At 60.9% G+C, this 12,548-nt stretch carries 9 protein-coding genes; 4 read left to right on the top strand and 5 right to left on the bottom strand.

Features of this window, described 5'->3' with window-relative positions; genetic code table 11:
• Positions 1-42 precede the first annotated feature (42 nt).
• The 4 genes from ACESSC_RS05210 to ACESSC_RS05225 all read left to right on the top strand — a co-directional run bounded on the left by ACESSC_RS05210 (position 43) and on the right by ACESSC_RS05225 (position 4,542).
• Positions 43-765, top strand: coding sequence for a helix-turn-helix domain-containing protein (locus tag ACESSC_RS05210; RefSeq protein WP_373161653.1), 723 nt, complete (start codon positions 43-45; stop codon positions 763-765).
• A complete protein-coding gene (locus ACESSC_RS05215) occupies positions 762-1,661 on the top strand; it encodes a DUF4097 family beta strand repeat-containing protein (protein WP_373161655.1) in 900 nt (299 codons plus the stop codon). Before ACESSC_RS05210 ends, ACESSC_RS05215 begins: the two co-directional genes overlap by 4 nt.
• Positions 1,662-1,758: 97 nt before the next feature.
• Positions 1,759-3,666, top strand: a complete 1,908-nt coding sequence (locus ACESSC_RS05220; protein ID WP_373161657.1) for an elongator complex protein 3 — start codon at positions 1,759-1,761, stop codon at positions 3,664-3,666.
• On the top strand, positions 3,667-4,542 hold the full coding sequence (locus ACESSC_RS05225; RefSeq protein WP_373161659.1) for a spermidine synthase: 876 nt from the start codon (positions 3,667-3,669) through the stop codon (positions 4,540-4,542). It abuts the gene before it with no gap.
• A 25-nt stretch (positions 4,543-4,567) separates the two neighbouring features.
• Here ACESSC_RS05225 and ACESSC_RS05230 read toward each other — a convergent pair whose 3' ends face one another.
• The 5 genes from ACESSC_RS05230 to ACESSC_RS05250 all read right to left on the bottom strand — a co-directional run bounded on the left by ACESSC_RS05230 (position 4,568) and on the right by ACESSC_RS05250 (position 12,539).
• Positions 4,568-7,012: a DEAD/DEAH box helicase gene (locus ACESSC_RS05230; RefSeq protein WP_373161661.1), complete on the bottom strand. Its 2,445-nt coding sequence runs from the start codon at positions 7,010-7,012 to the stop codon at positions 4,568-4,570.
• 116 nt (positions 7,013-7,128) lie between these two features.
• A complete protein-coding gene (locus tag ACESSC_RS05235; protein ID WP_373161663.1) occupies positions 7,129-8,433 on the bottom strand; it encodes an ATP-binding protein in 1,305 nt (434 codons plus the stop codon).
• Entirely contained in the window at positions 8,426-10,186 is a 1,761-nt protein-coding gene (locus ACESSC_RS05240) for a TerB N-terminal domain-containing protein (RefSeq protein ID WP_373161665.1), read from the bottom strand. The genes ACESSC_RS05235 and ACESSC_RS05240 overlap by 8 nt, the downstream gene beginning before the upstream one ends.
• 87 nt (positions 10,187-10,273) lie before the next feature.
• The gene (locus ACESSC_RS05245) at positions 10,274-10,990 is read right to left on the bottom strand and encodes a DUF554 domain-containing protein (protein ID WP_172622415.1); all 717 of its coding nucleotides are present in this window, start codon (positions 10,988-10,990) and stop codon (positions 10,274-10,276) included.
• Positions 10,991-11,108: 118 nt separating this feature from the next.
• Positions 11,109-12,539 carry a hypothetical protein gene (locus ACESSC_RS05250; protein WP_373161667.1) on the bottom strand — a complete coding sequence of 477 codons (1,431 nt, stop codon included), beginning with the start codon at positions 12,537-12,539 and terminating at the stop codon, positions 11,109-11,111.
• Between the last annotated feature and the right edge of the window lie 9 nt (positions 12,540-12,548).

The following is a 12,548-nucleotide window of genomic DNA, read 5'->3' on the forward strand; positions in this document are numbered from 1 at the left end:
AAACGGTCCGGCGGCACGGCTGGCAATCACGTAGGAGGAACCATGAATGTAGAAACTGCGCAGCGGCTCGCCGACCTTCGTCGCAGCAAGGGTTTTAGCCAAGAAGGGCTTGCACGAAAGCTGGGACTGTCGCGCCAGGCGGTCAGTAAATGGGAGCGCGCGGAGAGCTCTCCCGATACCGAGAACCTGATCTCGCTCGCAAAACTCTATGGCGTGAGTCTGGACGAGCTGCTCAATCCGAGCGACGAGATTGAGGACGATATCGAGTTTGAGAACGAGGACCGCGCCCGTCAGCGCGAAGCCGAGGCGGCAGAGCGTGCCCGCACCCACGAGGCGGCGGCGCGCGCTACCGAGGCGGCAACGCAGGCAAGTGACGCTGCGGCCAAGGCGGCGCAAGCTGCAAGTTGGAGCGCGCAGGCCGCCAATGCCGCTACGGCGCAGGCGACGAGTGGCGGTGCGGTTGGCTCGACTCCGGTGAAGGGGCCATTCCAGTCGTTCCCGTATTGGGCTGTGTGCTGGCTGCTGTTCTTTTTGCTAATGTTCCCGTTTGGTGCCGGCCCCTTTGCCGCGCTGATCTTCTTTACGATCCCCATTTATCACTGGGTGGCGCGTGCACTCGATGGCGATTGGGCGCGCGGGGATATTCAGGTTGGCCCGGCGCCGGTGGCGGCTAAGGCTCAGGTGCAGGACGTTCCTGCCGCGGCTGATACTGACGTGGCTACCGCGACCACCGCTGAGCCGAGCGTCAAAGAGGGTGATGAATGATGAAGCTCTCGCGTGAGTCTAAGGTGCGCCTGGGCGTTGGCATCGGGGCGTTTGTGCTCATTATCGGGCTTGTCTTTGGCACTTCGCGGATATTGATTCATTTTGATGGCCCGTGGGATCTCGACGATGTTGTACCCGGATTGTCTGGTATGGACGATATGTTTGACGACGATGATCTCTTGGATAGCGGTAACTATTCCGCTCGGCCTCAGCAGCTTTCGAGCACGACTTTTGACGAAGACGCGTTCCAATCGCTCGACTTGGATGTGACGTCGGGAACGGTCGAGGTTAAACGTGTCTCTGGCGGACCGGTGCGTGTCATCGAAAGCGGGCACGTTGCAAAGGGGGCATCTGCTTCCGATGCCGCCACTCAGAATCTAGCCAAGATCGAGGGCTCTACACTCAAGATTAGCCAGTTCGACTGCGATGACGAGCGCGCTATCGATCGTTCGGTCACCATCGAGCTGCCGCGGGATGTTGCGGATAACCTGGTCGGCATTACGGCGAATGTGGGGTCGGGAGACCTGACGATCACGGACATTGCGTGCCACGACTTCGATTTGACGTTGGACTCGGGAGACGTCGAGTTTGCGGGTACCGTGACCGACACCCTGAATGCCGAGGTCGGTTCGGGCGATGTGACGTTCGAGCTCTACCAGGCCCCCGCGAAGTCGATGGATGTAAGCGTGGGCTCGGGCGATGTGGAGATAACGGTTCCGAACTCTACGGGCTTTAAGGCGCGCCTCACCGTGGGCAGCGGTGACTTCGAGAGTGATTTCCTTCCGCTTGGCTACGATGGCGAGACCACTTTGAATCATGAATTCGACAACGGTGATAAGTCTGCCACGTATCGCTTTAAGGTCGGTTCGGGCGACATGTCGTTCGAATCGGAGTGATGGGCGGTTTTCGGAGATCGGTGCATATAGGCATACTCTTTGATGGAGGCGCCGGGGCCGTGGTCGGCTTCGGCGCCTTTGCCTTTACAATGGGGTCATGGAACAGATTATTTTGAACATACTCGAGGCCCTGCGTCGCGGCGAGACTGTAGACGACAAGGCGCTCGTCAAACTGATACATGCCGAGGCACGCCGCGAGGGTGCCGACAAGCGCGACCTGGCCAAGCGCCGACTGCTGCCCTTCTACCAGCGGATTAAACGTGAGGAGCCGGCTCGTTGGGCTGGGTGGAATGTCGATGCCGAACTGGAGCGTCAGCTGCTGCAGGTGCTGCGTATGAAGCCGCGCCGCACGGCTTCGGGCGTGGCGACCATTACCGTCATCACCAAGCCCTGGCCGTGCTCGGGCGATTGCCTGTTTTGCCCCAACGACCTGCGCATGCCTAAAAGCTATCTGCATGCCGAGCCGGCGTGCGCCCGTGCAGAGCAAAACTGCTTCGATCCGTATCTGCAGGTGAGTGCTCGTCTGACCGCACTTTCGCAGATGGGGCATGCGACCGATAAGATCGAGCTCATCGTGCTCGGTGGTACCTGGAGCGACTATCCGCAAGGGTATCAGGCATGGTTTATGTCGGAGCTCTTCCGTGCGCTCAATGACGATGCCGTCGCCGGCGTGGCGGCAAACCCCATGTTGGCGCGTCCGGGCATCAGCCGTGCCGAGGCAGGGCGCCTGCTCGATGACGCTCCCGCCGATGCCCTGCCGCCGGTGGTGGCGGAGCGCCGCGAACGCTATCGGGCTGCCGGCATTGCGACTGATGAGGCTGAGCTTGCTGCCGGCGTTGCCGACGAGCAGGGGCGTGTGGATGCCGCCGTGGGTGGTTATAATCGCGCGGTGCGTCGACTATACGGCTCCGGCACGCCGTGGGGCGAGGTCGCCGAGTGGCAGACGGCGACGATGAAAGAGCTTGAGCGGCAGCAGCGCATCAACGAGACGGCGAAGCACCGCGTGGTGGGACTCGTTATCGAGACGCGCCCTGATGCCGTAACGCCGCAGGCGCTCACGCTCATCCGCCGCCTGGGCTGCACCAAGATCCAGATGGGTATCCAGAGTCTTGACCAGCATCTGCTCGATATCAATGAGCGTCGTATTTCGGTGGCACAGATCGAGCGGGCGTTTTCGCTTGCGCGCCTGTTTGGCTTTAAGATCCACGCGCATTTTATGCTCAACTTGCTGGGCGCCACGCCCGAGGGGGACAAGCGCGACTACGAGCGCTTTATGGCCGAAGGGGCCTTTATGCCCGACGAGGTCAAGGTCTACCCGTGTGCGCTCATCGAGGGTTCGCGCCTGGTGGGTTGTTACGAGCGTGGCGAGTGGCGCCCCTATACCGAGGAAGAGCTGCTCGATGTATTGGCCGACGACATCGTGGTGACGCCGGCGTTCTGCCGCATTAGCCGCATGATTCGCGACTTTAGTTCCGACGACATCATGGTGGGCAACAAGAAGCCCAACCTGCGTCAGCTCGTTGAGAACCGCCTGGCTGCTCGGGGTGACGGTGCGACGGTGCGTGAGATTCGCTATCGCGAGATCAGTACCGCGGGTGCCGACCTGGATGAGTTGACCCTTGACGAGGAAGTAGCGTACGAGACGCCGGTGACTTACGAGCGCTTTTTGCAGTGGGTGACGCCCGAAGGCAAGATTGCCGGCTTTTTGCGCCTGTCGCTGCCCGACCGTTCGTTTGTTGCCGCGCATGCGGACGAGTTGCCGACGGGGCCGGAGGAGGCGATGATTCGCGAGGTGCACGTGTATGGCATGGCGGCGCGCGTGGGGGATCAAGGCCAGGCGGCGCAGCACCATGGATTGGGACGGTCGCTGGTGGAGCGTGCGTGCCATATTGCCCGGGATGCGGGCTATGCGCGTATCAACGTGATTAGCGCGATCGGTACGCGCGAGTACTATCGCCATTTGGGTTTTTATGACCACGGACTCTATCTGCAAAAGGAGCTCTAAATGAACAAGCCGAGTGTTTCTGCCGGCGTCGTTGCCGGCGTTGCCCTGGGAGCCGCAGCGCTTGGTGCGGCCGCTGTCGCTGTTCGTGCTGCCTGTCTGCAGGTTGCGCGAACCCGCAATGGGTTGGCGCGTGTGAAACGCGTGCACGATGAGGGCGGCGATGAGATTCGCGTGTTGGTGCAAGGCGGCGTCTACCAAAGCGCAAGCTACGTTGGCGAGTGTTGGGCGGAGCCCGTCTTTGCGTACTATCGTGCGTTTGACGATGCGTTTGAGGCCGAGCGCGCAATGCATGACGCCTATGGTCACGGTATCGACCGCATGCTCATGTTGGGCGGCGGCGGGTTTGCCTATCCCAAGTTTGCGCTGATGTCGCACGAGGGCTTGCGCATGGACGTCATTGAGTACGATGCCGAGATTACGCGCCTGGCACGTCGTTGGTTTTACCTGGACGAGCTGGAGCGCATGGTGGGCGACCGCCTGCGGGTGATTACCGCTGAGGCTCGCTCGTATCTGGGCGTGACGAGCGTGGGTCATCGTCGCTACGATGTGGTCGTGAGCGATTGCTTTGGCGGTGCCGAGCCCGTACGCGAGCTGGCGACGGTTGAGGCGCTGCGCCTGGTGCGAGGCAGCCTGAACCCCGGGGGTATCTACGTTGCCAATATCGTGAGCGCAAACGAGGGGAGCGACGTGACGTTCCTGCGCGACTGCGCTGCCACGGCACTCGAGGTATTCGCCCACGCCTGGGTGGTCCCATGCGGCGATGCGGAGTTTGGCGGCGAGGAAAACTACCTGCTCATTGCCAGTGACGGCGACTATGCCTTTGCCGAAGCCGTGCCCTTCGACGCCGACTTCCTTGGCACTGCTCTCCACGACTAGCCTATTGGGAGTAGTCAGTCCCGTCTTAGGTGTGGTCGCGCCAGCCGAGAACGCGCTGCTTCATGCCTTCGGTGTCGAGCACGCCTTCGGCAAAGCCTTTGCGCACGAGCTCTTCGGGAACAAACTCGTCGTAGCGGTCAAAATAAGGCACCTCGCCGGGATAGACGAGCTCGATGGGATCGAAGTCCTTTTCGGCCTCGGCGGCGAGTACCTCAAAGAACGTCTCCTCGTCGGCCTTCATCTTAAACTGCATAAAGTACGGGCGTGAAGGGTCGAGTCCGCGAAGGCCCAGTTCCGCGGCACACTTGATCTTGAGCATGCGCTCGAGTGCCAAAAAGGCGTAGCTACCCAGCCAGGGGAAGAGCACCCAGGTGTCGCCGCCCAGGTTAATGAGCGGCTTGGTTCCCACGCCCGAAATCTCGGCGGTATGACGAGCCTGTGCAAGGCGTGACCGCGCGTTGCCCATGAGGTACGGATATGCCGCGTGCTCGTTGAGCGCCTTGCGCATGCGCTCGAGTACATGCGTATTGATGTCTCCGGGGCAGTCGCCAAAGTAGGCAGGCACGCGACCTTTTACCTGTGTGGCAAAGACGGTATGACGCTTCCAGTCCACTTCCTCGACAATCCAGCAGTGTCCGGCGATGGCAATGCGCTCACCAGGCGGTGGGGGATTGACGATCGTGCCCAACTCGGCCGACTCACTGCGAACGGTAAACTCCTCGTTTTCCTGGAACACGGCGTAGAACTTAAAGTTGTTGATGATGCGCTCGCCCGCGAGGCCCACGATGAGCCCGCCGCCCTCGGTGACCTGGATGTGGTCGATCTTGATAAGGTGGCGCAGCAGTACGCGATAGTCATCGGCCGAGACGCGGTGGAAATAGCTGAGCGTGAGCACACGTTGGGCAAGCTCGGCCGGTGTGAGCTCGCCGGTGCTGGCGAGCGTCGACATGGTCTGGTGATAGAGCAAACTGTAGGGGAGTCGATCGAGCTCGGGTGGCTCGACCCACTTTTCCTCGCGATAGAGTTGTACGAGTGCGATGCCCTGCAGGAGCTTCCAGGGTATCGTTTCGGGCATCATCGTGCGCGGCTCGGGCTCCTCCTCGCGCATGACAAACCACATCTCGGGTGGAAGATCGCGGCGGCCTGTGCGCCCCATGCGCTGCAAAAAGGAGCTGACGGTAAACGGCGCATCGATCTGGAACGCGCGCTCCAGGCGACCGATATCAATGCCGAGTTCCAGCGTGGAGGTGGTGACGGTTGTCTGCGCCTGTTCTTCGTCGCGCATGAGCTCCTCGGCGGTCTCGCGTAGCGATGCCGAGAGGTTGCCGTGGTGGATGAGGAAGCGGTCTGGCTCGTGCCGGTTTTCACAGTAGCTGCGTAACACGGAGCACACGGCCTCTGCCTCCTCGCGCGAGTTGGCAAAGACCAGGCACTTGCGGCCGCGGGTATGTTCAAAGATGTAGCCCATGCCGGGGTCGGCGTTGTCAGGTGCGGTGTCGGTGGGGTTGAGCAGCGCCTGTTCGGTTGCCTGCGGGATGTCGACTTCGCCCTCGGGAGCCGAGGAAGTGCGACGGTCCTTGGGGGCAGCCTTGCCCCGTGCCTGCTCGCGACGTTGACGGCGCTCCTCTTGCGTGAGCTGTCCGCTGTGGCGCATGTCTTGGGCGCCGGCGGGCAGCGCCGCGGGTGGTGCCGCCTCAATGCGCTCGCATGCGAGCACCTCAGCTTCCTGCGGGCCTGTGCTCGTGAATCTTCGCTGCTGTGCCTGGGGGCCCGAGTTGTAGAAGTGCTCCATGGAGATACGCCACACGCGGCGCGGCTCCTCAAAACGGGGGATAACGCAATCGCGTCCCGTTCCCTGTGAGAGAAAGGCGCCCGTGCGCTCGGGGTCGCCGATGGTAGCAGAAAGGCCGACGCGGCGGGGCTGCACGCCTGCCATACGCGAGAGTCGCTCGATAAGGCAGAGCGTTTGCCCGCCACGGTCGCCGCGCATAAGCGAATGAACCTCGTCGATAACCACATAGCGCAGGTCGCAAAACATGCGCGGGATTGCCATGTGCTTGTGGATCAGGAGTGCCTCGAGTGATTCGGGCGTAATCTGTAGGATACCGCTCGGCTTTTTGATGAGCTTTGCTTTGTGCGACTGCGAGACATCTCCGTGCCAGTGCCAGACGGGGATATCGGCTTCTTCGCACAGGTCGTTGAGGCGGACGAATTGGTCGTTGATGAGCGCCTTGAGGGGGCCAATGTAGAGGGCGCCCACGCTCGCGGGCGGGTTCTCCCAAAACTCGGTCAGGATGGGAAAGAAGGCCGCCTCAGTTTTGCCAGATGCCGTGGATGCCGTCAGGAGCACATTGTCTTGCGTGTTGAAGATGGCATCTGCCGCCGCAACCTGGATGGAGCGCAGACTCTCCCAATCGTGGGAGTAGATGAAGTCTTGGATAAACGGGGCGTAGCGGTCAAAGGCGTTCACGGGGCCTCCTTTCAACAACGAATCTCTCAACGCGGCTGGCAACGGCTTGCTGCATTACTGCTTCAACGTTTGCCCAGATAAAACCTGCCAAAATAAACCTGTCCCTTATTGGCAGGTTAGATGGTGAATTCGGCGAAGTTACGGTCGCCGCCTGCGGTATCGGTGTCGCCTGTTGCGGTTGCCGGCGCCAACGCGTCGCCGCCGACGCTTTGCAGCAGCTCGGCCACGTTGGCGTCGGGGTTTTGGCATAGGATGTCGAGCAGCTCGATAAAGTCACGAATGACTTCACGCGGCGTCAGATGCGTGTCGGCCCCCACGCGACCGAACTCGATCTTGAGGAAGTCCACCAAGTCGTTCTCGGTAAGCGTGGGCGTCCAGCCAAAGTAGCCGGCGTGAATTTGCATGAGTTTTTCGATCAGCACCAGCAGCTCCTCGTAGGTGAGTGGCTGCAGGCGGATGATGGGCGCGAGCATGTCCTTAAGGTCTTCGCGCGCAAAGCGGCCCTGAGCGAGTCGGCTGCGCAGGGCCTCGTAGGAGAACACGCCGCGGCGGCGGTCTTCGATGGAGGTTGGCGTGCCGCCCATGATCATGCCCAGGTACTGCGCCTTACCTTGGAGCGTGTCGTTGTACATGGTCAGGATCTTCTCGTAGTTGTATTGGCGCGTGATGGCGTTGGGAATCTTATACAGATTCACGAGTTCGTCGATGAGCACCAGCATGCCCTTGTAGCCGCTGCAGACCAAAAAGCGCGCAATGAGCTTAACGTAGTCGTACCAGTCGTCATCGCTGATGATGGTCGAGGAGCCCAGCTCGGCGCGTGCCTCGCTCTTGGTGCGGTATTCGCCGCGAATCCATTTGGTCACGCGGCTCATGGCCTCTTCGTCGCCCCCGGATGCGGCCATGCGATAGCGGCGGAGCATGCGGGTGAAGTCGAAGCCGTGGACCATCTCCTCGAGCGGGGCCAGTTGGGCATTGACGGCAGACTCGTCGGCGTCGGCGCACGAGGCGACCCAGCGATCCAGGATAAGGTTGAGCGCGCCGCCCTCGGGGCGCGTCTTGGTCGATATATTGCGGATGAGCTCGCGGTAGGTGGCAAGGCCCTGTCCCTGACCGCCCTGCAGGCGGCGCTCGGGCGACAGGTCGGCATCAGCGACGACGAATCCCTCGCCCATGGCGTGCGTGCGGATAGTCTGGAGCAAAAAGCTCTTGCCGGCGCCGTAACGACCGACCAGAAAGCGGAAGCTCGCGCCACCGTCGGCGATGAGACTCAGATCGGTGAGCAGGGCGCGGATCTCGACCTCGCGCCCTACGGTGATGTAAGGAAGGCCGATGCGCGGGACCACACCGCCCTTGAGCGAGTTGAGAATGACGGCAGCGACGCGCTTGGGCACGCGAGGTGCTGCGGATGCGGTATCACTCATGGTCTAGGTATCCTCTCACGTCTGCTTCGTAGTCCTCGATAATCTGCGGCCCTGCCGCGCTAAATTCAATTACGGTGTCGCCCACCAGGTCAAAGAGCGCCTCGTTGATGGTATCGACGAGCATGTCCTCGCTCTGCTCCGATTGCACTACCGCCGATTCCGCCTGTACTGCGTTGTGCTCGAGCAGCGCGCGGAGATAGGCGTCTGCGGCGGGCGCGAGTTCGTTCGTGGCGTCAGCGGGCGCAGCAGCTGCGAACGCGGGCGTCGGTGCGAGAAGCGGTGCTACGACACCAAACTGTTCGGTGGATATGGTCGGCTCGTCGGACTCGTCCTGCCCTGCGGCCGCCGCGACCGCCTCGACCGTCGCGGCGGCCGCAGGCTCGGCTTCCGGTTGCCCTGAGTCCGCTGCCTCGGCTTCTGCGGACGCGCCGTCCTCGCGTTCCTCGTCGATCAAAAGCGCTTCGCGCGTTTGTGCGGCAGCGCTCCGAATGTGCCCCAGCTGGCTCAAATCGATATCGATCTTGACGGGCTGGTGTGCGGCGTCCCACGAAAGCCATGCCACAATCTCGTCATCGATAATCTTGGCCAGATATTTGGGGACCTTTTCTTCCTTAAGGGGATGGGCGGGGTCCAGCGCCAGGCGCAGGCGTTGGTCGCAGGCGCGCATCATTTCACCGAGCTTGGTGCTCTTTTGCCTGCTACCGTGAATCCGCATGCATTCCCAAAAACCGTTTTGGCAACGGTAGATATGGATGGGGTCCAGACGGTATTCGCAGTCCTCGTGGCGCTCGGGCGCAAAGAATACGGCCGAGGCAAACATGGTGTAGGGCATGGCCGTCTCCTCCCCAAATAAACTTGCCACGATGCCGGTCTTTCGGTGCGTGTCATAGTAGCGCGCCATGCGGACATACACGGCGCACGCCACGTGGCGCAGATCGCGGTGGTGGCTGCGGTCGAGCCGCGAGCTACTTAGGTTGTACGTGGAGAGGGCGTTGATGGCGGCCATGAGTCGCTCCTCGCGCACCTCATCGGGCGGAAGGGGGAGCGTGGGCTCGGAGGTTTTGCGACGCTTAGGGGTCTGGCCGGACGGTGCCGGTGCCGGTACAAGGTCTCGCGCCGCGCGTCGCAGCTCGATAAGGGCGTTATCGAACATGACGGTTTTAGAGTCACGAAGCAGCTTGGGGTCGAGCCCGTGGAACACGGCGTAATCTTGCAGCCACACGCGCGCAAACCGGTCGATGCCGGGCTCGAAGGCGCGATAGACATCCCAAAAAGTCTTGATCTTGTTAAAGCCATCGAGCGGATTATCTACGCCAATGCCGCAAATCAGCTCATAGAGATACAGAAAGGCAAAGGACGTAGACGTTTCCTCGACGGTTCCGCGGCGGACTTGGGCACGCCAGGTAAAGTAGCCGCGCAGCTGCCGGTCGCTCATGGCGTTGTAGGTGGGAAAGTACGACTTAAAGGTGCCGTTGTAGGGACAGTCGTCCTCAAAGTCGGCCATCAGCAGGCCCTGGCGGTAAAAAAGCTCGGCTTCCGAAAGCCAGCGGCCCGCACCGCCCTTGGGATCATCCTGCCAGCGCGATATCTCGCGCATTTTACGGTACTGGTCGGGGAGGAAATTCTGCATCTGTCGGCCGGTTTTGAGAATCGGCTCGTCTGCGTAGGTTTCGTTTGAGAAGCGGGCGGACTGATGGGTCCGGGCCTCGGCCATAATGCGCTCGATGAGCATCTTGATGTCCTGGTCGGCCACCGCTCCTCCTCTCGAACGCAGCTACGGTGACCTCATATCATAGCACAGCATCAAACAGATGTTCGAGATACCGCTGCGTTGATAGATTTAGAACAGGAGGGCGTATATGACGGCGATGACGACGGAGGGAAGCATATTGGCCGTGCGGAAGGTCTGAGGACGGATGAGGTTGACGCCGACGCAGAAGATGAGCATGGAGCCTACGAGCGAAAGGCTGTTGAGGGCTGCTGTGGTCATGATGGGGGAGAGCGCGCCGGCAAACAACGTGATCGTCCCCTGGAACACGGCGACGGGCAGGGCGGAGAAGATGCAGCCGCGGCCAAGCGAGGCCGTCATGGTGCAGACGATGATGCAGTCCAGTGCGCCCTTGAGGGCAAGCGTTGACCAGTCGCCGAGCAGGCCGTCCTGGATCGATCCCACAATGGCCATGGCGCCGATGCACACGGTGAGTGAAGTCGAGACAAAAGCGTTGGTGAACTCGTTATCGCCCTCACTGCCAGTCTTGCGCTTGAGCCATTCGCCAAGGTTCTCGATGGCGGCCTCCAAGTTGATGGCCTCGCCGATGAGCGAACCGAGCGCAAATGAGACGATGAGCATGGTGGTACCGGTGGTCGCTAGCGCCTTTCCATCGATGATGAGCATCTTTTGCATGGTGCCGCCCAGGCCGATAAACAGGACGCACAGCCCCGATGCTTTCATGAGCGTGTCTTGGATGCGCGGTGTAATGAAGCGGCCGCCCGCTAATCCCAAAAGACCGCCCGCAACTAAAAGCGCAACGTTGATGATTGTTCCCAAGCCCGGCATGAGCCCTCCTGTATTGATGCCAACGTGGCAATCGTAGCAGAACGAAATGCGAGGCACATCGCGACTCATCTAATACGTTATATAAGTGGTATTAGGAATGATGCGCAGCATTTAAGCCTCAGGTGGTTGTCGGGACATAGGGGTAGTAGTCAAAGCGCAGTGTCATAAGCCGCTGCGGGGATTCAATAGCCGCGGCGATGATATTGGCATCGCGGGCACGATCAAACCCTTCGAGTTCGATCTGATACGAGACGTCTTGCATAATGTCCAGACGTCGCCAGGCTAGAAGTGTGTCGCCATCGAATTCCAAGGTCTTGCCTCCGTCTGGGGCAACGGCGTATAGACGCAGTTTAGCGGTGGTTGCAGGGTCGACAACCGTGACCTTTTTAATTTCGTTTCGAGTATTCTTGGCGCCCAACAAGGTGAGCAGTGTTGGGGCCACGACCTCGCCCGATGGCAAAAAGACGACTTCGATGGATTCGGGAAATGCGATGATGGCCGACTTGCGGACGGGCTGATTGACGGCGGCAACTTCGATGTTTGCAGCATCGATGACCTCTGTGTGGTCGAGGGCGGCAAGCACGCAGCAGTTACCTTCATCGATCTCCTGAGGATCAGCAAGCCCCAGACTGCCCGCGAGCTCGGGATCGTTTGGACCGGTAGCGGGCTCATTCGGTGCTTCGAAAGAAGCTGGGACGCTGTTTGTCGGCGACGGCGTGTCGCCCGCACCTGCTTCTTTGTCCGTGCTCTCTTCTTGTATGGTTGCGTTGATGGGTTCGTCGTTTGAGGGGAGCGTCTTGGCGTCAAGCGCGGAGGGGACAATCCCGACGGCTCCGGATCCGTTCCACTCCATCTCGAGAAGCGCCGGGTCGGCAAGAATGCGTTGCCTGCCTAGCGTGTGGGTATCGATCGCAATAGGGCCTGCCTCCGTCCCGCGCGTAAGGCCGAGCGATCCGGCCGGCTTCTCGAAATGAATGTCTGTGTCTTCGGTACTGGCGGCGTAGAACAGCAGGGATGCTTCTCCCGCCGCGATGGCATCGGTGCCCGCCTTGGTCAGCCGCAGCGATGCCGTGAATGAGAGGGTGGGCTGCACATCGTCTGCATTCGCGGCGGCGCAGCCCAGACATATACCGCCTCCTTTCTCGAAAAACGCACCGTCGAAGGCGACCTTCGCTCCGTTCGCCGAGTCATCGACCGAAGCGATATCGATGCGCAACCCCAAATCGCACGGATCGCCATCTGCATCGAGCACAATCGAGCGCCACGTGCAGACGGCGCACCCCGCCTGGGAGCCGTTTGCCTTGTTCGAACGATTGATATCCACGACTATCGAGCCGTCCGTATTACGACGAAGGCATCCCGAGGTTGAGATTGCGGCCTGTGCGATCGAAAAACGCTTGCACGCAATGGCGCTCGACGGATTTGGTGCGGAGCTTAGGGCTGCTGGTAAGGAGTCTGCCATGACGGGAGTCGCCCAAGCGGCGACAGGCGTTCCGGTTGCGAGCGCGCCGCAGAGTGCGACGACGGGCAAAAGGTTCTTCGATGCCATGGGGTCTCC

Origin of the sequence: Collinsella aerofaciens, from assembly GCF_964243765.1 — a bacterium.
Classification (GTDB): Bacteria; Actinomycetota; Coriobacteriia; order Coriobacteriales; family Coriobacteriaceae; genus Collinsella; species Collinsella aerofaciens_BU.